General features: G+C 63.9%; 22 protein-coding genes. 12 read left to right on the top strand and 10 right to left on the bottom strand.

Features of this window, described 5'->3' with window-relative positions; all coding sequences use genetic code 11:
• Window positions 1-115 precede the first annotated feature (115 nt).
• The 5 genes from NRP21_RS18850 to NRP21_RS18830 all read right to left on the bottom strand — a co-directional run bounded on the left by NRP21_RS18850 (window position 116) and on the right by NRP21_RS18830 (window position 4,877).
• A complete protein-coding gene (locus tag NRP21_RS18850; RefSeq protein WP_257717774.1) occupies window positions 116-1,456 on the bottom strand; it encodes a DotG/IcmE/VirB10 family protein in 1,341 nt (446 codons plus the stop codon).
• Window positions 1,456-2,313, bottom strand: coding sequence for a DotH/IcmK family type IV secretion protein (locus tag NRP21_RS18845; protein WP_257717773.1), 858 nt, complete (start codon window positions 2,311-2,313; stop codon window positions 1,456-1,458). The genes NRP21_RS18850 and NRP21_RS18845 overlap by 1 nt, the downstream gene beginning before the upstream one ends.
• 158 nt (window positions 2,314-2,471) lie before the next feature.
• The gene (locus tag NRP21_RS18840) at window positions 2,472-3,101 is read right to left on the bottom strand and encodes a DotI/IcmL family type IV secretion protein (protein WP_257717772.1); all 630 of its coding nucleotides are present in this window, start codon (window positions 3,099-3,101) and stop codon (window positions 2,472-2,474) included.
• Window positions 3,102-3,426: 325 nt separating this feature from the next.
• On the bottom strand, window positions 3,427-4,323 hold the full coding sequence (locus NRP21_RS18835) for a hypothetical protein (protein ID WP_257717771.1): 897 nt from the start codon (window positions 4,321-4,323) through the stop codon (window positions 3,427-3,429).
• Between the two features lie 161 nt (window positions 4,324-4,484).
• The gene (locus NRP21_RS18830) at window positions 4,485-4,877 is read right to left on the bottom strand and encodes a helix-turn-helix domain-containing protein (RefSeq protein WP_257717770.1); all 393 of its coding nucleotides are present in this window, start codon (window positions 4,875-4,877) and stop codon (window positions 4,485-4,487) included.
• Between the two features lie 644 nt (window positions 4,878-5,521).
• Here NRP21_RS18830 and NRP21_RS18825 point away from each other — a divergent pair.
• From NRP21_RS18825 to NRP21_RS18795, 7 genes are all read left to right on the top strand, one after another.
• On the top strand, window positions 5,522-5,980 hold the full coding sequence (locus NRP21_RS18825; protein ID WP_257717769.1) for a type IVB secretion system protein IcmW: 459 nt from the start codon (window positions 5,522-5,524) through the stop codon (window positions 5,978-5,980).
• Window positions 5,977-6,495, top strand: coding sequence for a hypothetical protein (locus tag NRP21_RS18820; protein ID WP_257717768.1), 519 nt, complete (start codon window positions 5,977-5,979; stop codon window positions 6,493-6,495). Before NRP21_RS18825 ends, NRP21_RS18820 begins: the two co-directional genes overlap by 4 nt.
• Before the next feature lie 20 nt (window positions 6,496-6,515).
• Window positions 6,516-7,706 carry a hypothetical protein gene (locus tag NRP21_RS18815; protein ID WP_257717767.1) on the top strand — a complete coding sequence of 397 codons (1,191 nt, stop codon included), beginning with the start codon at window positions 6,516-6,518 and terminating at the stop codon, window positions 7,704-7,706.
• A gap of 12 nt (window positions 7,707-7,718) precedes the next feature.
• Complete coding sequence (locus NRP21_RS18810) at window positions 7,719-9,143, top strand: hypothetical protein (RefSeq protein WP_257717766.1); 1,425 nt, start codon at window positions 7,719-7,721, stop codon at window positions 9,141-9,143.
• Between the two features lie 148 nt (window positions 9,144-9,291).
• Entirely contained in the window at window positions 9,292-11,523 is a 2,232-nt protein-coding gene (locus NRP21_RS18805) for a DotA/TraY family protein (RefSeq protein WP_257717765.1), read from the top strand.
• 1 nt (window position 11,524) lies between these two features.
• Entirely contained in the window at window positions 11,525-12,001 is a 477-nt protein-coding gene (locus NRP21_RS18800) for a hypothetical protein (protein ID WP_257717764.1), read from the top strand.
• Between the two features lie 54 nt (window positions 12,002-12,055).
• Entirely contained in the window at window positions 12,056-12,364 is a 309-nt protein-coding gene (locus tag NRP21_RS18795) for a hypothetical protein (RefSeq protein WP_257717763.1), read from the top strand.
• Here NRP21_RS18795 and NRP21_RS18790 read toward each other — a convergent pair.
• The 3 genes from NRP21_RS18790 to NRP21_RS18780 form a co-directional block, all read right to left on the bottom strand.
• The gene (locus tag NRP21_RS18790; protein WP_257717762.1) at window positions 12,361-12,915 is read right to left on the bottom strand and encodes a hypothetical protein; all 555 of its coding nucleotides are present in this window, start codon (window positions 12,913-12,915) and stop codon (window positions 12,361-12,363) included. The two genes, NRP21_RS18795 and NRP21_RS18790, sit on opposite strands and share 4 nt — an antisense overlap.
• Before the next feature lie 2 nt (window positions 12,916-12,917).
• Window positions 12,918-13,751, bottom strand: a complete 834-nt coding sequence (locus tag NRP21_RS18785; protein WP_257717761.1) for a hypothetical protein — start codon at window positions 13,749-13,751, stop codon at window positions 12,918-12,920.
• Window positions 13,752-14,175: 424 nt separating this feature from the next.
• A complete protein-coding gene (locus NRP21_RS18780) occupies window positions 14,176-14,979 on the bottom strand; it encodes a hypothetical protein (protein ID WP_257717760.1) in 804 nt (267 codons plus the stop codon).
• A gap of 544 nt (window positions 14,980-15,523) precedes the next feature.
• Between NRP21_RS18780 and NRP21_RS18775 the strand changes: the two genes are divergently transcribed.
• Genes NRP21_RS18775 through NRP21_RS18760 form a run of 4 tightly spaced genes read left to right on the top strand, consistent with a single transcriptional unit; the run spans window position 15,524 to window position 18,746 of the window.
• The gene (locus tag NRP21_RS18775) at window positions 15,524-16,753 is read left to right on the top strand and encodes an FIST signal transduction protein (RefSeq protein ID WP_257717759.1); all 1,230 of its coding nucleotides are present in this window, start codon (window positions 15,524-15,526) and stop codon (window positions 16,751-16,753) included.
• Entirely contained in the window at window positions 16,750-17,802 is a 1,053-nt protein-coding gene (locus NRP21_RS18770) for a hypothetical protein (RefSeq protein ID WP_257717758.1), read from the top strand. Before NRP21_RS18775 ends, NRP21_RS18770 begins: the two co-directional genes overlap by 4 nt.
• A gap of 15 nt (window positions 17,803-17,817) precedes the next feature.
• Entirely contained in the window at window positions 17,818-18,348 is a 531-nt protein-coding gene (locus NRP21_RS18765; protein WP_257717757.1) for a hypothetical protein, read from the top strand.
• A complete protein-coding gene (locus NRP21_RS18760) occupies window positions 18,348-18,746 on the top strand; it encodes an SH3 domain-containing protein (protein WP_257717756.1) in 399 nt (132 codons plus the stop codon). The genes NRP21_RS18765 and NRP21_RS18760 overlap by 1 nt, the downstream gene beginning before the upstream one ends.
• A 46-nt stretch (window positions 18,747-18,792) precedes the next feature.
• On the opposite strand, the gene NRP21_RS18755 is transcribed toward NRP21_RS18760, so the two are convergent.
• Window positions 18,793-19,281, bottom strand: a complete 489-nt coding sequence (locus NRP21_RS18755) for a hypothetical protein (protein WP_257717755.1) — start codon at window positions 19,279-19,281, stop codon at window positions 18,793-18,795.
• Window positions 19,282-19,679: 398 nt separating this feature from the next.
• Here NRP21_RS18755 and NRP21_RS18750 point away from each other — a divergent pair, with 398 nt between their 5' ends.
• The gene (locus NRP21_RS18750) at window positions 19,680-19,859 is read left to right on the top strand and encodes a hypothetical protein (RefSeq protein ID WP_257717754.1); all 180 of its coding nucleotides are present in this window, start codon (window positions 19,680-19,682) and stop codon (window positions 19,857-19,859) included.
• A 15-nt stretch (window positions 19,860-19,874) separates the two neighbouring features.
• On the opposite strand, the gene NRP21_RS18745 is transcribed toward NRP21_RS18750, so the two are convergent.
• The gene (locus tag NRP21_RS18745; RefSeq protein WP_257717753.1) at window positions 19,875-20,357 is read right to left on the bottom strand and encodes a MerR family transcriptional regulator; all 483 of its coding nucleotides are present in this window, start codon (window positions 20,355-20,357) and stop codon (window positions 19,875-19,877) included.
• Between the last annotated feature and the right edge of the window lie 24 nt (window positions 20,358-20,381).

Genomic DNA, 20,381 nt, shown 5'->3' with positions numbered 1-20,381 from the left:
CGACAGCGGCGGAACGATTGTGTTGTCGGGGACGTGGGTGTCCATGGTGCCCTACCTGTCAGAGGTGGACAGGATGGCGTGGCGCGGCGCGAACGGCGCCGCGCCTTTTCAGGCCCTAGTTCGGGACCGTAAGGTTCGACAGGAACATGACCCCAACGGGAGCGTTCGCGGCCAGATGGACCAGCGCCCCACGCGGTGCGGATTGCTCCAGGGCTCGCCCGACCTGCTGAGCCGCAGCCCCGGCACCGACCGCCAGCTGCTGCTCGGGGTTGAGTCGGGTGATGTAGGACTGACCGCCGAAGGGGCTGACCTGGCCGAAGGTATTGGAGGTGGTTGCCACCGCCTGTCCCAGTCCCGCCACGAAAGCCGCCGCGGCGGGTAGGAGGAAACGCTCACCCAGGCGCTGATCGACGCTCGATGCCACAGCAGTTTCCATGGTGTCAGGGGCGATCACGAGCCCCTCGGCCGGGATCTCCTGTCCCTGGAACTGCACGGAGTTGATGCGGACAACCAGGCGGCTGATCGTCCCTGGCTTGCTGAAAGTGCCGATCAGGCGGGCGCCGGCGATCGGTCCGGTGTCGGCCTGCAGCACGATAGGGCCGCCGCTCTCGCTATTCACCGCCAGAACGGTGTGCGCGTAGATGCCGCGTCCGGCCGGAACCAGCACGCGCCCCTGTGGAGCGGCGGTGGAACGCGACGGCAGGGGGGCAGTAGCCGCAGCCGGCGTAACCTCGCCAGAGGAGACCTGACGCGCCAGAGGCGGGGATCCGCCATTGCCGCGCCGTCCGTCCTCGCCCTCGGCGGCCGAGGCCGAACTCGGTGGGGCAAGGGTGACAGTGGTCCTTCCCGGTCGCCCCTGCCAGCTTCCCATCATCCGGCTGATCGCCTCCCGAAAGGCGGGATCGTCCACCGGCTGCTGCTGCGTCGTGGTCTGCGATACCGTGCGGACTGGGTTCTGCTGCGGAGCAGCCGCCACGGCCGGTTGGATCCGCGCCCGCGGGGCCGGCGTCTCAAACAGCACAGGTGGAGCGGCGGTCGTGGCACGGGCCTGCACTGCCTGCGCCGGTGGAGGGGCAGGCGGACCTGCGGCGACAGTGGCAGCGGGAGCCGGAGGCGGTAGCAGCGCCGCCACGTCGGTCACCCGCTGGCTGGCGTTGATGGGGGGCGTGTAGGATCGTCCCTGGGCCTGCGCCTGTTCGGCCTGGCGCTGGTTCTCGGCAACAGCAAGCCGCGTCTGGTAAGGTGTGGAGTTGGTTCCACCGGGCAGTGAGTTGACGCTGGCCTGCCGCGCAACGCGGCTTTCCGGCAGCGGATCGTCGCCTGCCAACGTGGCGGTGACGATAACGCCGACGACGACCAACCCGATCCCGCCAATCACCACGAAGCGCATCGGACCGGCAGAGCCGACCTTGTTGAATGGGCCGCGTAAGCCGCGGCGGATGGCAGTGCCGGACATCAGCGCTCCTCCCTCAGTTCGGCCGAAACCGTGCGATTGTTGACAGATAGAAGCACCACCGGCGTTGGCGGCAGCGCATAGACCGTGGTGCCGCCCTCGCCGTACTGGGAAGCATCCCAGGGCGGGGACATCAGCGTGTGCCGCGTGCGCAGGTAGATCTGGCTGCCCAGGCGCCATGCCCGCACGTCGTCAGGTGACACCCCGCTGACGGCGAGCGGCACCGCGTCCGCCGGGGCGATACCCGACAGCATGGCCGTCAGATACGGCGCCCCCGTCACCGGAGCGTTGGGCCGCGTGTCGATCTGAATGCGGGCGTTCGGCCCGCGGCTGGAAACGTGGATGCTGACGTCGGCATCGTAGCGGGTCTGGCCGGACACCATCAGGAAGGATACCGGCTTGGGCGCGCCCTGCAGGTTCACCAACAGGCCACCACGCGGACTGATCGACATCGGTGTGATCTGGATAGTGTTGGAGCCGCGCACCGGCACGCAGACGTGGAAGCCCGCGATATCCGCCGAGGGGCCACCAGGCCCGGCCGGGCCAGCATTGGGCGAGGTCGAGCATCCGCCCACGCCGGCACCGCCGCCGCCCGACACGTTGGCGTTGTTGGAGTTGGTGTCCCAGGCGATTGGCCAAGGCTGCCCAGTGGCGTCGAAGAAGCTCAGTGCCGTGGGGTAGCCGCGCACCGTCTGCACGATCGAGGTGGGCTGGCCGGGTTGGAAGGTGATGTTGACCGGCCGGCTCACCGGCGAGGCGATCAACGCTGTGCTCTCCTCCTGCGCGCGCTGTACCTCGCCGAAGCGACGCGCGAGCTCGCGGATCATGTCGGGGGTGAGGGGGATCGCGTCCTCCAGCATGCGCTGCCGCACCGCACCTCTATCAGCCGGTGCTACGGGCGAAGCGGACTGCTGAGGTGGGTTAGGCGCCTGCGCCAGCGCCGTGCCCGAAAGGCAAACTCCGCTGGCCAGGGCGAAAACGATCTGACGGGCTCTCATGGCGGGCGCTCCTGCGAGGTTCATCGGGCTGTCGCGACCAACTGTTCAACCACGAGCCCATCCGGACGATCCTCGTCATTGGTGCGAACGACGAGTGCGCTGATCATCAGGTTCGCCTGGCTCGTCTGCTGCGAATTCTCGCAGGTCTGAACGATGGGAAACTGGATCTCGTAAGCGAGGCGGCCGTCGATCATCTTGGGCTCCGTGATCGCCGCCGCGCGCTGGGTTTGTGCGAAGCATGTCAGGCGCGCGCGTTTCATGGCTTCGAAGTTGCCGGACGCGATGTAGCTGCGAGCGAAGGTGTTCCAACCATTTAGTGAGAACCGGCGCCCGGCTGCGTTCAGCTGCGTAGCGTAGTCATGGTAATTGACGTTGTAGGCCGCCAACACGGCACGAACCGTCCATTCGAGGAACTGGGTGTCGTCCAGTACGGGGCTTTCAAGTCCGCGAATGGGGCGAGGCGGGTTGCGCCCGTCCACAAGGAAGTATCGCGTCTCGTTCGGGCGTGTCTGAAGCCAGTAGGAGTGAGCCACCGATGCGGTGGTCACCAGTGACAGAGCGATGACCGCGCCGATGAGCCGATTGACGAGCTTGCCCTGGAAGTCGGGATCACTCAGCCGGCGGGTAACCGCTGCTCTCTCGTTCTGCATGAGGTGCCTCTCAATTCCGGCACCCATTTTCGTTGGCGGTGGCGCGAACGGCGCGGCATCGCTGTTGATTTTCTACGTGTTCAACGAAAACCGAGATCGCGCCTGACAGCGGTAAGGCTCATCGGTGCGAGGGCGCGCTTGTGCAGCTCGGCCGAAAGAGCATCGCTCCAACCAGTGGCAGCTTCTGGAACGTCTCCGTCCGGCTCCTGGTCGGAACACACGTCATCACCCGCCGGAGCGTCCAACGCTCCCCCGTCGTCACTCATATCCGATTCCGCCGTTTTGGGGTTGTGTGCCGCCGTGCGATCAGCCGCGTTCTGCGGCTCTAAAGGATCGCCCGGAAAGCCTCGTGGTATGCCTTCGAACGCTTGGCCACCTTGCTCGTCGTCTCGCCGAAGTGCGCGGACCAGAAGATCTGGTTCTTCAGAAAGCTGCACTGCCGCATCTTGTATCGAGACTTGCGGATGCGCTCCTGCCCGATTGCCGGATCGTAGAAGTCGACCAGCTCCTTACGATCGCGCGGCGGAACACCGAGCGCAGAAAGACGGGTGCATATCGCGCGTGGCGAGATGCCAAGGTCTCGTGCGATGGCCTTGTGGTGCTGACATGACCAGGCACGGTCCGAGATTTCTAGATCCAGCGCCGTGGTCCACCGGACCTCGTCGCGGTTGAGCTTGCGCTCGATCCGCAGGATCTCGCCACTGGCGCGCGTGATGACCTTGACCAGCGACTTGTCGACGGTATCGAACAGGTCGCGGCAGAGAGCTCCCAGAGCACCCCGAGCCCGCTGCAGCTGATCGAATGCTTCGGGCGTCGGCTGATGCAGGTCACGTCGCGAGCGACGCGGAAGGCCAAGTCGCCTTACCTGCCCATAGATACTGCTCAAGCTGCGTCCGAAGATCTTGGAGGCGCTCGACGCCTTCCAGTTGTCGAGCCAGCAGTCGATCAAACGACGAAAGTCGGAGACCGGCCACGCCTTGGCGTGCTTCATGCGCCGGAACGGTTCGTCGTGCGGGGTTGCCAGTCCCAGCTCCACAACTCGTCCCATGATGATTGCCGGTGCCGCTCCAAGGTAGGCGCTGATAGCCTGCAGCCCCAGCCCCTTGCCGATCATTCCCGCCAGTGCGCCATCGTACCGCCACGGCGTCTGCGAGATCGCTCCCCCCGCCAGGGGAGTGATTTGCGGAGCAGATACGGCAACAGGGGCATGGGTCAGGAACACTTAGGCTCTCCACCTTCCGTGAAGAATTCCTAACATCCCACAAGCATGTGATGCAACCAGTCTTATATGGTTAAAGCTAGGAAAAATGCGCTCTGGTAAGGTTCGAGAGCATGCGAACGGAAGCGGTCTGTAAGGATAAGAGCATTGAAGCCCGGCGCCCCCTATCCTTCCTGCTGGGGCAATGTGCGGAGGAAAACGGCGAGCTGGCTCAGGCGCATGGTCTCGCGTGACGACACCTCCAGCCGCTCCAGCACTTCATCAAGCGTCTGCGGAGCCGGTTTTTCTGCCTCGGTCACCTCGACCGGCACAGGCATGAGGTCTCTCACGCTGGTCCCGAGCCCTTTCGCGAGTTTGACCAGCGTCTTGAGCTGCAGGTTCTGGATACCCGCCTCTGTCTGGAACAGTGTGGCCTGGGGGATGTTCGCAGCTTCAGCTGCTTGCGCCTGTGTCAGCCTCTGACGAGTACGGATTTCCCTGACCCGCCGACCAACCTCGACAAGGAATGGGTCTTTCTGCCCGGCTTCCTGGACATCGCCTCTGGTCCTGCGTGTCATTGCCCAGTTCCCACCCAGCACCATCCGTCTCCCCTGGATCCAATCCCTTGGAGAACAAGAATCGAGGAAGTTGGCGCGCTCGGAAACGGTTGTTGGGGAATAAGTCGTTCGCGCCGATCCCTGGCACCCTCCATCGAGACAAGGAGTGTGCTATGACCCTGGTGACTACGCTGCTTCTCACGACACACTTGATGGCTCCCCAACCACTTCAAATCGACTTCCGGCTATCACCTGCCGGTGCCCCAGCAGGGCAAGCCTTGGTAACACGGCCCGCGTTCGTCGACCCTCTGGCCGGCATGGCAGAGAATCGAACCAATACAACCGCCTCGCCACGCCGAGCGAGTTCACCTAGCGTATCGTTCACGCCAGCGCGAGGCTTCGGAACGGACGTTCCGCTGTCGTTTGCGGCCCGTCAAATCGTTCCCGAAGGTTTGCGGGTACAATACGGCCCCGGATTTGAAACGGACGCACTGGTATCGTGGGTGGGCGGCAAGCCCTGGAACCGTGCTTTGCAGGAAGCAATCCGGCCCCTTGGGCTGCGGATGACACTGGCTGGAAGAACCGTAACCATCACGCGTTGAGGGCGCGCCGTTCGCGTCGACCATCGGCACCCTGTTCTTCCCACGAGAGGAAGGACCGGACGAATGCCCGACCTGGAGAGATCAAGCGTACTGGATTGGCTTCGTCAGACGGAGCCACGGATTGCAGCCCGGGTCGCCTCGCCCATTCGAAGCATCGAGGATGCCCAGGAGGTCCGGGCGTTGCTGATGGACCTAGGCTTGGCCCTGGACGCCGGTAGCCCCGACAGGGTCGGTCGTGGCCTCGCCAAGGACGACGCGCGCGTTGCTCGGGAAATCATAGCCCAGCTCGGTGTTGCACGCATGCTGCGCCTCCTCGAATGGATCGACGGTGCTACGGCTCCCGAGGCAGCGGCTATCCTCCGCACCGCCCTCCTGCAGGACGACACATCGGAGGCCGGTCGTGCCCTCCGCTCGACCCTCGATGTCCTGCATCGACAGGATCTCCTTGCCCGCATCTTCGCTCCCGATCGCCTGGAGGCCCTGATCGGGGCGAGCACCGAACCTGCGAAGGAGGCCGCATGATGCGGCGTTTTGCCCTTACCCTTGCGCTCGTGAGCATGCCGGTTCTGGCCTATGCCCAGACTACCGGCAGCGTTGGCTGCGCCGCCATCACCCAGGCCGCAGCCGATGGCATTTCAGCCCGCGTTCAAGCGGACGATGCCTCGATCCGGCCGCCCAACAGCGTGAAGAACCTGTCCTGTCTGGACGGCTTCTTTCGCGGCGTTGGGCTCAACGTCATTTCCAACCTGCTCGACCCGACGTCACTGCTTGACGCCGTGCAGGGGCAAATCTGCGCCGCGGCGAACCAGGCGTGGCAGTCGGCGCTGGGATCGGCGCAGTGCGGCCTCACAGTGTCAGGCTTCAATCTCGGCTTTGGTGGATTTGGTGGCGGAGTCATGTGCCCGCGCCTGAGCTTTGGCGGCGGTGGGCCGCCGATCGGCTCTGTTGGCACCGGCGCGAACACCACCGGCAGCCTCTACGTCAACGGATCTCCGCTAGCGCCAACCGGATACACCCTGCCCAGCGCGGGCCGCTAGAGCGAGGAAGGACACAGCTTATGCGCAATCGTCTTAAATCTTCGGTCGCCGTCATTGTTCTGGCAGGCGGGTTCCTTGTCACGGCACCCCGGCTGGCACATGCCGAGTGGCCGACCTTCGACGCCATCACGCACTTTCTGATCGAGCAGTCGCAGAAGGCGATGACGAGCGCTGTCGATAAAGTCTACGACAACGTCACCAATATCGGCACCCTGATCAGTGATCGCCTGACCGGTGTCGGCAACCAGCTTAACGACCGGCTTGGCGACGGCTTCACCCAGACCGCGAATTACCAGCGCGCACAGATCGGTGCCGTGCAGCAGATCGCGGACGCCTCCAACAGCGCCAATGCCCGCTTCTACCGGGATATGCGCAATTCCGAGATCCGTGACGAGCACACCGCGTCGCCACAAGCTTGCCTTGCCTTAGATAGCGGACAGTCCAGCGGGCAGTCACAGATCCAGGGCGGACGGATCGCTACTGCCATCGCCGATGTCATGGACGCCCGTGGCGAGGGCGGCCCGAACACGCCAGCTTGGTTCGGGCAGGCGCAATCCATGACCTCCTCCAACGCCCTCCACTTGTCGCGCTACTGCGACGCCGATGAAGCGGCAGCCGGGCTTTGCACAGCTTCCGCACGACCCAACGCTGACGTGCGTGCCATCAGTTTCGTGCGCGAGGTTTACCCCGACGGCGATGCGGTAAATGCAGCGAACGACTTCTCTACCAACGTCGTACAGCCTGTGGTGCCGGCTGCGTTGCGAGGGGATCACCTGACCTCTGTCGAGGGCCAGGATGCTTCCGCCCGGCGGCGGGCCTACGACGCCCGCATGTCCCTGTCCCGCTCGGTGTTCAGTCACCAGATCGCCCTGCAGGCGCCCACCGTCACGCTCAACGAGGCACAGCAGGCGCAGCTCCGGGCGCGGGGCGTCGAGCCGCCGGCCGCCGGTTCCTGGCTACAGGTTCTCGGTCTCGAGGTGGACCGGCGTTTCACCGATGTGGCTTGGGCGGCCTCGCTGCACAACATGACCCCAGCGGCAGTTAGCCGCGAGATCGCGCAGGAGCTGGCGCTTTCTAACTACCTCGCCCTCGCCAACCTGCGCCTGCAGATGCAGTCGGCCGCCGTGAGCGCCGCCAACCTTGCTGTCGACGTCGAGCGTGGCTTCACGGGCGTCGTGTCCATGCCTTCTCCCACCATCGCCGCCAACTGAAGGAGCCCGCGAATGTCGGCCACCATGATCGAGGCGCCTGCAGCGGTGCCTCCAGGCAAAGATCCCCTCCGTGAGCTGGTCGAACGTATGGACCAGATGCGGCTCACGATCGTTGGACACGATCCCAAGCTGAGCAGTCAGATCGAAGGGCTCGCGGCCGCCATGCGGAAGCCGGAACACGTCGACAGCGTCGAGTTCCGAACCCGCGTGGCTTACGTCTACCAGGACTTCAAAGGGCTCGCGGGACCTGCGGTGGGCTTTTCGGAGGGACTTCGCTCCGAGATGGAGCGTCTGGCAGCCACAGCACCTGGCCTTGGTAATCTCCGCATCCACGACATGCTCAAGGAGATCCCCAACCTCAACAATTCCAAGCTGACGGCCGATATCCGCAAGCTCGCTTTCGAAGTTGGGCGCGAGGGAGGCGACCAGAACCGGCCGGACGTTCTGGATCGTGTCGAGAGCCTCGAGAGCAGGCTCGCCCTTCTAGGGGCAGGACCCACCGCATCTCGCAATGTGTCAGCCGCTTCGCCATCGCGAGCGACGGACACGAGCCAGCCTCAAGCTGGGCAACCTCCAGTAGCTCCAGCCTCGAAGCCGGACGAGAAGGTACAAGCGTCGATGTCACCAGGGGAAGGGATCCGCCCTCCGCCTGGCTCCCCGGTAGCCCAAGCACCGGTTGCCGCGCCCCCTTCCGGCGGCGGGCCTCGTTCTCCCGACGGCCAGTCACACCCCTCCACCCAGCCGACCCAGGGAGTGGAAGCCGGCCAGGGGGGGCACGGTCCGAGCGTCCTTGGCCGTGTCGTCTTGGCTATGGCAGAACCGCGGGAGGAGAACCCTCCGCCATGGCGGCAGCCCGCAACCCCCATCGGCGACCGCATCAATCGGTTTGTGAGCAAGTTCAGCGACGAATCCGCCGTTGGGCTGGCTGAAGCGTCCGGGCAGAAAGCGGTGGAAGCCCTCCGTAGCTTTGCCCAGGGCGCCGGCGCCGGTGTTATGGCCCGCATCAACGAGGCGGCCCGCTCGGACCCGCAGGGAATGCAGGGTGTGCTGTCCGAGATGCGCGAGGGCGGACGCCACGCGGAGCTGCGGACCCAGTTCAACAACGCTCTCGTTCAGGATAAGGGGGTAGCCGCTTCCTACGACGCCGCAACCTCCGCAGTGAAGCAGTACGGCGCCGACCGGCAAGCCGCCGAAGCGGTGATGCTCAAGCGGCCGGACCCCAGTGTCCTCGCTGGGCGGTTTGAACGACTGGATGCCCAGATCGGGGAAGCGGCCGTCCAGGTGCCGGCGCGTCAGGAGGGCAAGAGCGTCATGGACGATCTTGGCCAGAAGGTAGCCGAACTGGTGAGGCGGGCGACCGAAGCAATCCGCTCTGCCCTTGAAGGAGGGCCTCGCGCTTCCGCGTCGGCATCGTCCAGCCCCTCTCCTGGACCGTAGGGCGCCGTTCGCGCCGCGCCAGCGCATCCTCGCGGGGAACCCCGCCCGCGAGGATGCGATGCGCCACAACCAACAGGTCCTCTTCTTGGGACTACTCCTGCCGGCCCTGCTCCTAGCAGGGCCGGTCCTGGCCCAGACGGGCGTTGACATGAGCTGGTCCGCCCTCGATCCGGGCGATGACTGGGCTGCTACGGTGGTCCGCTCGGTCTTCCCGGTTGGCGGCAGCACCGGCACCGTCAGCACCGGCAACGCCGCCACTGTGGTCGGCACCCTGGTCCGCTACCTGACCGGCTTTGTGTCCTCCATAGCCATGGTCTTCCTGATCTACTCGCTGCTGATGCAGATGTGGCGCGGGGCCGAGACCGGCCGGCTGCTCACCGACGGCATGAGCGGCATTTTCGCCCTGCGTCTTGGGGTCGCAGCCATCTTCATGTTCCCCCTCTCCTCCGGGTTCAGTGCAGGACAGGCAGCCGTGGTGCAGTTCTCCATGTGGGGGATCGGCATGGCCCGCACGGTCTATTCGAGCGCCGTGCAGGCGATCGGCGCCGACGCTCGGGTGATTGCCGATCCCATCATCCCGGGCACCCGGACCATTGTGGCGGGGCTGATCCGCAATGAGTTCTGCCGTGCCCTGGTGAACGCCGCCTCCAACAACCCGAACCTGGTCCCGGTGCCCGCCCCTGTTTCGGCCGCGACGGCCGGCGGCAACACCGTTCAGACCTGGAGCTACCGCCTATCCTCCGGCAACGAGGTCGGTGCTCCGGTGTGTGGTTCCGTCACCCTGCGTATCTCGGCCGGCAGCTACGGGACCATCGCCGGCGTCAGCATCGACATGGGTGCCAAGCAGCGCGAAATTCTGAACGCCGTCTTGGAGAACACCATCCGCCCGCAGGCCGTACTGGCCGCCCAGCAGCTCTACTCGAGTAGACACCTGAGTTCCATGGAGCCGCTCATGGGAGTGCTGGTGGCGGGCACCTCGGACTACACCACCCGCCTGACCAGCGCTGCCAGTCAGGCCATGAGCCAGCTGCGCGCCAAGATGGCCGATGCCCGCGGCAGCGGTGCCGATGCCGACGCCAGCCAGACCCGCCTTGCGGCGTTGGGCTGGAGTTCTGCCGGGGCCTACTACCTCGAGTTCAGCCGACTCAACGGCGCCACCCTGTCTTTGATGAGCGCTGTGCCGGTCCTGGGTAAGCCCTCCGGCCAGGGACTTGGCCGGTCACTCGGCAATGATCTGATCCCCTACATGCAGGCATCCGAGAGTTTTATGAACCGCATGTCGGCATACGTGGCCACCGTCGATCAGGTGAACACGCCGATCGGCGGTGCGGCTCTGTTCGCGGGCGCTTCGCCGGCTGAGGACGGCGCTGGGCTGATTGACCGGGTGTTTCGCTATATGAACCTCGGCGAAACCCTGCTCGGCCTCATCACCAACTACCTCGTGGCCCCAGGGGTCAGCGTCTGGACGGATCCGTTCGGCAGCCTGATGCAAGTCGGGCATGCCATGGTCACCGCCGGCCTCGGTGCCCTAGGTGCCGCCGGGGTAGCAGTCGCCGCTTCCGAGGCTACCACTACAGCCACCGGTGGGATTCCGATTGTTGGAGGAGCACTCGGCGCGACCACCGCCGGCATCGGCAAGGCGCTGGAGTTCTTCTCCCCGGCCATTTTCGCGCTTGCCAGCGGTCTCTTGGTTCCAGGGCTGACCATCGCCTACGTCCTGCCGATGATCCCCTTTCTGATCTGGCTGGCGGGGGTCGCGGGCTGGCTCATACTGGTATGCGAAGCCGTGATAGCCGTGCCGCTCTGGATGCTGGCGCACATGACCATGCGTGGGGAAGGGCTGCACGGGAAGGCTACGGAAGGCTACTCGCTCATCTTCAATGTGCTGTTTCGGCCGGTGCTGATGCTGCTCGGCCTATTCCTGGGGTACTTCATCTTCGCGAGCACGTCGTGGTTGCTGCGTCAGGGCTTCGGTGTGGCAGCCGGTTTCGTGCTGGGCAACGGGTGGGTTGTGACGAATGTCATCGGCGTGATCGTACTGATGTGCATCTTCGTCCTGTGCCACGTCGTGCTGGCCTTGATGTCGTTCCGGATGATCTCGCTCGTACCCCATCATGTCCCGCGCTTGATCGGCTTCCTGCCGGCTAACCGGGTCGACATGGACGGATTTAGCCGTGACGCCGCCCTGGTCGGGGCTGCTGGTGCTCTGAAGACGATACAAGGTGCCGCTCTTGCGACCGCTGATGGAGCAAAGAAGTCGCTTGGATCTCAGAGAGCCCTGGTTGATGGTAGAGGTTCTGGTTCCGCGGACGAGGCGGATGGGATGGACTCCACGATGAGGGCGGCCACAGATCATTCTGGGTCGTCCCGAGATGGGTGATATGGACGAAGATGAAGATGGCGGTCTGACATCCGGTATAAGCGGCGGCGCTGGTTACATTCTCGGTCGCATGGCGGCCGAGAGTGACCAGCGGATGGCTGACTTTACCCACCGTGTCTTCTCGCCAACGCCTCCCCGGCGGCGCCGCTATGATGCTGAAGAGGTTCACGAGGTTATCGACGGCTGGAAAGCCGCCGTTCGATCGCGCGATGCGACAATTGAGCAGCTCCGAACGAACAATGCCGCTTTGACTGCTGAGCGGGATCAGCTGCATATCCGCAACGCTCAAATGGAAAGCGAGGCGGACAGGATGCAGGCCGCCTACGCCGATCTGCAGAAGCGCGAAGAAGCCGCAAACAAGCATTGGGACGAGGCAGCCGAAGCCGGCCACAAGGATGACTTCGACCTTTTCCTGGCCCGGCAGGAGATCGCGCGACTGACGGTGCAAATCGAGCGGTTGACGCGAGGCGAGAACTAGCCGGACCGTTCGCGCCGACTGTCGGCATCATGGGGCATCAACCAGGATAGACCCATGCAACGCTTCTCAGGCCTTCTTATCCTCACTGCCCTGTCTCTCGGAGCTTGCAGCAGCGGGAACCTCCGCTCGGTCAGCAGCTACGGCGCACCGGCTGCGCCAACGGTCCAGCAGCCGAGCTACGACCCCTACGCCGCCGCGGGCTCTGCCAACGCTACCTGGGCACCCCCGGTCCTCAACCGCAACGGTAACATCGTGCGTCCCTACGATCCGGGCGTGATGTCCGGCCGACCGGACTACGAGCATGCGGCTTGGGCTACCGGGGCAGCGGGTGGGTCCGCCGCTGCCCCTCCGGGCACCTTCTAGCCCGCACTCGGCCAGAAGGGCTCGGTCGTGCGCAGGTATGTGCCGGCCGAGCCCAGGTTTCCTGTTCGCAGCTGCCAGTTCTGCCAGGCGCTGCGGAATGCCAGCACGAAGAAGGCCGCGCAGAAGGGCAGGAACTGCACCGCTGCCCATACTCGCTCCTGTGACCACGGCGTTCCCATGGCCTGCCAGGCCCAGAGACCTAGGAATACCCAGGCCGCCCCGAAGCAGCCCCAAGCCAACCGCGACGTCTGCTTCCGCCTCGTCGCACGCAGTTGCTGTAGCTCCTGCTCGGAGATCCCCATCGTGAAGGCCGTCGCTGCGACGTCCAGTCGGCCATCTTCATCAGCGATCGGCCCAGTACCCTCTGGCCTTGAACGCCGGAGCGCTGCCGCCAGCTCACCGATTAAGCGGGCACCTCCCCGGACCTCACGAGCCCCAATTGCTTCGCTTGTACGCCGGCGCACCCAGCGTAGCCCTGCCAGCACCCAGGAGAGGCGCTGCTGGCGCACCTGCACGGGCTTCTGCAGGCCTGGACCAAGGTTGATGGCCATCTTCAGCTTCCCTGTATCGAGGCAACGAGCGCGTCGATGTCGTTCGGCATGCCATCCGAGCGACCCTCACTCCCGTCTGCACGGCGCCAGAGCAACGTCGGCGTGCCGCGAAGGCGGATCGCCTGAGCCGCTTCCATGTTCGTGCGGAGACGAGGCGCGGCTTCCGCATCAGCTGCGCCTTGTAGGTTGCCGCGGCTCCAGGCAGCGACCATCTGGTCGGCCGGTTTGCTCAACATGGCCAAGCTGTCGGTGGTGCTGTGGCCCGCATTCTGATGGTCAAGAATAGCCACTGGGATCACGGAGAGACGGACCTTCCCACTGGCCACCAACGGCCACAGGCGCTGCATCGCCTGAACCGAGTAGCCGCACTGCGGGTCAGCAAACATCCACAGGTGTGGTGCTCCGGCGTTTCCTACGGTGCCGGCAGAGGCGCGGTCGGCGACAGCCAGTGCTCCCGGGGGCTGTGCCGGTACGGGGGCCGAAGCCGCCTGGGTATTCGGACGTGGTGGGGGCACCGCCCCTACTGGGGCCCTCCCGGTGGGAACATCCCCGATCGTGACGGTGGGAATGGCGCCTTCGACTGAGGAAACCTGCTCCCGTGTCAGGTTCTTGCCCGTCGCGTCCCACATGACGCCCGGGATCACCTGCTCACCGGTCGGCGTGGCGTAGAAAACCTGGAAGGCGTCACCGTTCCGCACCATGAGGCCTTGCAGGCCATGGCGTTCGCCCAGGTCGGTGATGCCACTTCCCGCGATAGCGCGAAGACGTGCGACCGACAGGTCGGCCGGGATGCCGGCGACCATGGCATCGCCCGAGGGAGCCACGCTCAGCAGCATGAACTCGCCGTTGGAGCGGGCTACGACGGTCCGGAGACCGTTCCGGACTCCGAGGTCCTCGATGGCTGCACCGGAGGCTGAAACATGCCGCAGAACAGGAACGCCGAGGCCGGGAGGCTCGGCTGGAGGGCCCGACGCGGAGGCTGCAGGAGGGACAGTGACGGAGGCTGAACCGGGAGCTGCAGGACCGGACACCGGCTGCGCCTGGACCCTCGCACCCGGAACCGGTGGCGGGAGTGCGATGTGGGGCGCCACCGGTTCGGAAGGCCTGCTCTCCATGGAGACCGGCAGCCCGCACAGCGGGGCCGCGATGGAAAGGACTGGGTAGGATGCGATACAAGTCGCGAGAAGAATTCGCTTCATCAGCCTCGTCCGGTTCATGACTGGACCGAGGCTGCTCCTGTTCGGCGCGAACGGCCTGCGCTTACGAGGGTAAGTTTCCGCCTTGTGCGATCACTACGTCGCAGAGCTGCCGGCAGAGCGGGAGCATGAAGCCGTAGCCTTCTGCGCCGACGCCGTTCTGCACCAGAAAGCTCACGACCCCTGCCAAGGCCACAACATCTGCCTTGGTACGTGCTTCGCCCTCTGCCAACAGGGTCATCTGCAAGCTCAGGTGCTTGCCGCTGTCGTAGAATCTCGTCGCGATATCCTCTGCCGCCACGGGGTCGGCATCGCCGGCCTCCTCCATGTGCGCCAACATTTCGGTCCGTCGACTTTCAAGCGCCTCGACCACAGTCGTGGCAAGTCTCTGCTCTTCTGGTTTCAGCCCCCCGGCTGCGGGCGATCGGATGCTGGTGATCGGATCGGCCTCGCCGTAGGTCGCCGGAACATCTTCGCTGAACGTGAGGATCAAACCGAGCAGGGCCTCACACGGTTCCTCCTTCGCTTGAACCAGAAGATGACTGAGCACCTGGGCCTTTTTCGAGAGCCCGATATAGCTGAAGCGGCTGATCATCCGCGTATCTTCGATCAACTCGGCATAGACCTGGCTGAGCGACGCCAGCTCCAATTCGATCTTGTCACAGGCCACCAGATCACCGCGTGCGTCCGCAGCTCCCCTACGACGAATGTCCGCGTGGTACTTGGCGTCCAGCATCATGACCTCAGACCATAAAAGCGAGAGGAGGCGGTCACCATCGCTGGCCAAGTCCTCCGTGACACTGCAGCCAGCAAGGCTCTTCACCTTGTGCCGGATCGCATCCAGGTAGGTGCCAGTGCGGTGTGTCATGACCCAATCCTCTCAGCCGAGAGTTGCTCTGGCCGGCTGCTGCACGACTTCTTGCTTCGGTAACGCCGCGGCTCGGGCACTCTGTAAAACGGACCCTGTTGGAGTGCCGACCGCCTCTTAGCCTCTATGCTGTTGCGTGAGCGGCTCGGTACCTGCCTCTTCACATCTCAGGCCCTACCACCGGCCGCGGTGCGGAATCTTTCAATTCTGCACGGAGGCCCGCTGATCCTTTGTACTCGAGATTGCAACACGGACAGAGGTGAGCTTTTTTCGCTTTTCGCACGGCTGATCCATGCTATCATCCCAACTACTCCGGGACCGCTCGATTTTCGGCGGCTGCCGACGGTGCGAATGAGTAGCGTACCCCGGAACCTATTAGCAACTGGGAGATCACCCCTAGAGGGATAATCGCATATCCTGAGCCCTAGTTAAGACTTTTCCGACGGCGTATCAATAATTAGATGCGATGCCAGCTGTCGCGCGAGCTGCCGTTTGAGTTGGGCAAAAAGCCTATCTGTTCCATGTACCCAGAGGGGTAAGCGCGATGGTTGAGGTTATACAAAATGCCGGTATCATCGTGGCTGCCTCCAAAGGCCTTTCAACTGAATCAACCGTAGTGTCTTGCCTCTCGCGCTTTGTAGAAGGCGGCCGTAATGCTCCATGTATGTTGCTTTTGTTCGCAGGAGGTCTTCATGACCCAGCGGTGATACTTGATGTGATTGCCGCCCGTTATCCAAATACACGCATCGTGGGCGCTTCAGCAGCCGGCATCATTGGACCAGAGGGGGCTGCCTACTCTGGGCTCGAAATTGGCATGGTTGCATTTATGCACGACGATCTCACCCCAAAGCTGTATTTTGCAAATACGCTCGCGCAGGGCGATTTAGAGGCCGGTCGTGAGTTGGGGCGTATGATCCACCAGGAGCATGCGCCCGAAGCCACCGTCTTGCTGCTCTACGATAGTGTCCTGTCGGTGGAACCCCGCCGGCTGCACGTCGCCGGGGCAGTTGTTCGAGGCCTTCAGGATGTGTTGGGGATCCACGCTCCGATCACCGGTGCTGGTGTTCTGACCGACCTCGCCATCACCGATGGTTGGATGGTGCTCGACGGGGCTGTGCGACGGCATGTCGCTGCCGCCCTGGTCTTCCCCCCCGAGGTGACCACAGAAGCCGTGGTGCTTCACGCCTGCCGTCCGATCAGCGCCTTCATGACCATCACCGGGATTGACGGTGCCGAGATCCTCACCCTGGACGGGCGACGGGCTCTGGACGTGATCGAGGAGCGTTTGGACATGCCTCTCATCAGCGAGGCCGGGCACCCAAGCCGCATCATGACCCTTGGCCTCAAGCTCGGTGAGCAATGGAATAGCGCTGGACCCGAAGATTACGTGAACAGGTTGATCCTCACGGCAAATCGTCAGACCGGTAGCATCACTCTCTTCGAGCCCGACTTCTTTGAAGGGGCACTCGTCCAACTGATGCAGAATGATCCTGAAATGATGCTGCAAACAGCACGCACTCAGGTTGCAACCGCAACGTCGTCGAGATCAGACGGGGCAACACCGTTCTTGCGGCTCTACATCGACTGCGCCGGGCGTGCGAGCATCATGAGCGGCTCGGAAGTAGAGGAGGCCGATGTCGTACGGGGAGCGCTCCAGGACGACGTACCATTCCTCGGCTTCTACTCCGGAGTAGAGATCGCCCCTATGCAAGGCTTCAGCCGACCACTCGATTGGACAGGCGTGCTTATGACGTTGCTGGTGCGCGCGCGATGAACACCTTCGTGTCCCGCCCGACCTTCGAGAAAGAGTTCAACTACTACCGCCGTCTTTGCAACGAGATGGGCAAGGACATCCAGCGCATCCAGGAGGATCGTGAGCGGTTGATGCGCGAGGTTCGTCGCTATCAGGTCCAGAGCAGGTTGGATCGTGATCTCGCCCACATCACCGGTTCGGTACAGGACATCGCGACGCTTGTGGCGCGGACCCTGGATGCCGTCGTAGAACACTCGCTCTGCAAGCGAGCTCTCATTCTCCGTGAAAGAGAGCCGGGATCAGCGCAGTTCGACGTGCTGGCAGCGGCGGGGTTTCGGGATCTTTCCCCCAAGATCATCACCCACATCGACAATCCTCCCGCCTTCGGACATTGCGCGGACGGGCATTGTTTTCCGTCCAATGCTTCGGCGTTGTTCAAAGCACTGAACAAGCTCGCCGGCCCCGGTGCGATGATCTGGAACTACGATCGTGAAACCGGGTTCGCCATCCTGATCACCGGGACCGTGGGCCCGATAGACATCATGTTCCAACAGCAAGGCGACGATCTGACGAGCATCGCTCTTCATCGCATCGTCGACGGTCTATGGCGTCTCCAGGCCCGGGAGGTTGGCGGCCACTTCGTCGAGCCCGTCGAACAAAAGGCGATCGAAGCCCCGCAGACCGCCAATCCAAACCTGGAACCGCTGAGCGTCGATACTGAGAGACCGACGATCAAGGAAATGGAGATCGTCGGTCAGATCGAACGTGGCGGGCATATCCGTGAAGTCGTCGTCTTGTCCCGCGACGAAAGTGAGTACGCCGTCTTCGTTCTTCCGAGTTGGGGAAGCGGTTTTCGGCAGGTGCGGACCTACCGAGGCCTCAGTGTGAAGGTGTACAAGGACTTTCGTCGTCTAGGATCGTACGTCCGCACAACGTGCCAGTACCGTGGGTGCATCATCGTGATGCCGGTAGAGGCTGCAAGGGCCGAGAAGCTCCGTGCGGCAGTCCCGGACACCTTCGGCGACGCGGAAGGTGATGCTACGGACAGCCCACCGAACATCATCCAGTGACACTACGGAGCATCCATGAAAAGCGTCGGCGCTATCTGCATGCGAACAGCGTGCATTCTTTCATTGTCCCTGTTCAGCGCCTGCCAGATGGCCAATCCGCAGGGCTCGCTCGCTCCCGGTGGCCCGGTTGCGCAGAACGCGGCCTCAGCACAGAGCATTCCTGCTTCTGCCGCCGTTCTGGTCCGCACGGTTGTCGACAGCTACACCTTTGCGGCGGATCGGCAGGGTATGGCCGGCGTGATCGCTGCGATCGACGAGTGCTACCGGGGGGCTGTGGCGCCCAACAAACGCCCCAGCGACGTTCGGACGTGCATGGTTTTCGACATGATGGCCTTCCGCATAGACCAGCAGGTCTCCGGCGGTGCTCCAGGCAACGATCGCCAGCTGCCGTATTTTCAGCGCGCCCAGGCCGCCCGGCGGTGGGAGCGGTATGCCCCCCTGGGGAACTTACGGCCTGGTGAAGAGGCCGCGAGCTTCATGATGAACGGTTCCGAAGTGGCGCTGATCGAACTCAACCGCCGTCGTGCTGCTCCGAGGGTATCCTGATGCGAACGCAGGGTTGGGCACTGCTGTTCGCTGCGATGGTTGCGGGGTTCGCGTCGGCTGCTTCGGCCCAGCAGGCGATCGGGAAGCCAGTGCCCGATGCGGTCAACGCACGCGGCCTGCGATGCTGGGGCATCAGGGACGGTGGAGCGGCTCAGACCTTCGTTTTTCAGGAACCTTCCACGTCGGCAGCCCGTATCGGGCGCGTCACATCCTGGGTCGCGGTGACAGGCTCTTCCCAGAATGGCTTTCTGCCGATCGAGACGCCGGCCGGACCTCGCGGCTGGGTCATGGAGGAACTTGTCGAACGGGACACCTGGGCAAACATGAAATGCGTTGCCCAGCGTCATCCCAATGGACGCATCTACTTCATCTACGGTGGCACACCGCCGGGTAGGTAGCTGGTGCGATCAAGAGGCGTCAGTCCGAGATGCGCTCGGCGTTTTGCTAGTGAATATCCGCGTCATCCGGCCTGCCCTGCTCAAGCGAGCGGAGGTGGTTCCGGAAAAACTCCTCGAAGGTCGTGTGCAGGAGCTCTGCTTTGTTGAGGTTCCCTGACTTCTGCCCATAAAACGTGGCGCGGCCCTGTTTCTGCGCCAGATCGTCATGGTACTCGACGGTGTGCTGCCAGACACGCCGAAGCGGCGCCATGATCTCCCGCATCTGGGCATCCAGTGCCGCGTCACGCGCATCCAGCTTCCGGAAGCCCTCGCAAGCCGTGAACAAGGCCGAGAGCCAGAGTGGCAGGAAGGTGTCGAGGCGGTTCAGGTGTGTTTCGCGCTCGTCGCCGAAAGACGACGCCGAGGCTCTGCGCGCCTCTTCCACCATCTCGTGCAAGCGACGCGCGGCAGCAAAGTAATTCCGATAGAGCGACAGGATCGGATCGTTGTCGGTAGCCGGATCCTCATCTGCTGTGCGCCTGCGCTGTCTAGCCACCTATCGCTCCCAAGGTTCCAATGGGTTAGCTTCTCCCTAGAACAACAGAGAGGTGCTATGCCAGCCTTCAAACAGATGGCGTCGGCCACCTTGCGGCTGACTGTAACGAGCGGCGTGCGCAGACGTCGCGCCGTAGCCGACAAGCTGCCGTCTTCCACCACCGCCAGTAGCACCGACGTTGTGCCGAACCGATCTGTGCAGCCCTCCCTTTTTTCAGGAGGAAACCTCCCACAAGGCAAGGGTACTATGGCCTAAATGGCCAACTCGCTGTTCTGGATGCGACCTCCGGCCAACCCGTCAAGTTACTGGAGACAGGTGCGGGCGCGCTCAGCGACACCTTCTCGCCCAATGGCGCGCTTCTCTATGTCGCCAACCGCGGGGCTAGCACGGTCAGCCTTGTGGATGCGCGCGCCTTGACGGTGCTGGCGAGCCTGCGGACCGGCACGCACCCGAACACAGTAGCAGTCGACCGGAGCACGGGCCTCGCCTACGTCAGCAACAAGGCCCGCTCAGCACTCCGCCCAGCGCCGGGCCAGCTCCGGTGGCCGAGGACCCGAACGGCAACACGGTGTGCCTAATCCGTATCTGAAGTCTCAGCCGTTCCGGCGGATGGCCGCCGGGACAGCCCGGCCATCATCGGATCTAGCGCCGGAAGGAACTGGTCGGCCAACGGTGGGACCGAGGGCGTCGATTATGCGGCACTCTGCCACCCTGCCGTGACGGCACTGTCCGATAAGGGAATCCAGTTCCCGGCGCAGCGCCTGGAGGTCGGCGATCTTCCGGTCCACCTCGTCCAGGTGCGTGCGGGCGATGACATCCACGGCGTCACAGGAACGCTCGCGGTCCTCGGCTAGGTCGAGGAGGGCGCGGATCTGCTCTAACGAGAAGCCGAGGTCCCGGGCGCGCCGGATGAAACTCAGGCGGCCGAGGTGCGGCTCCCCGTAGGTCCGGTAATTTCCTGCGCTGCGGGCGGGCGCCGGGAGCAGGCCAACCCGCTCGTACCAGCGGATGGTCTCCACCTTCGTGCCGGTCGCCTTCGCAAGTGCGCCGATATTCAACGGATTTTCCGAAGCCATTCCCTTGACCCTGTGGCGACTACA

It is taken from the genome of Roseomonas populi (assembly GCF_024594815.1).
GTDB classification, from domain to species: Bacteria; Pseudomonadota; Alphaproteobacteria; order Acetobacterales; family Acetobacteraceae; genus Roseomonas; species Roseomonas populi.
The sequence above is the reverse complement of the archived record's forward strand: the minus strand, read 5'-3'. Positions and strand labels throughout refer to the sequence as shown.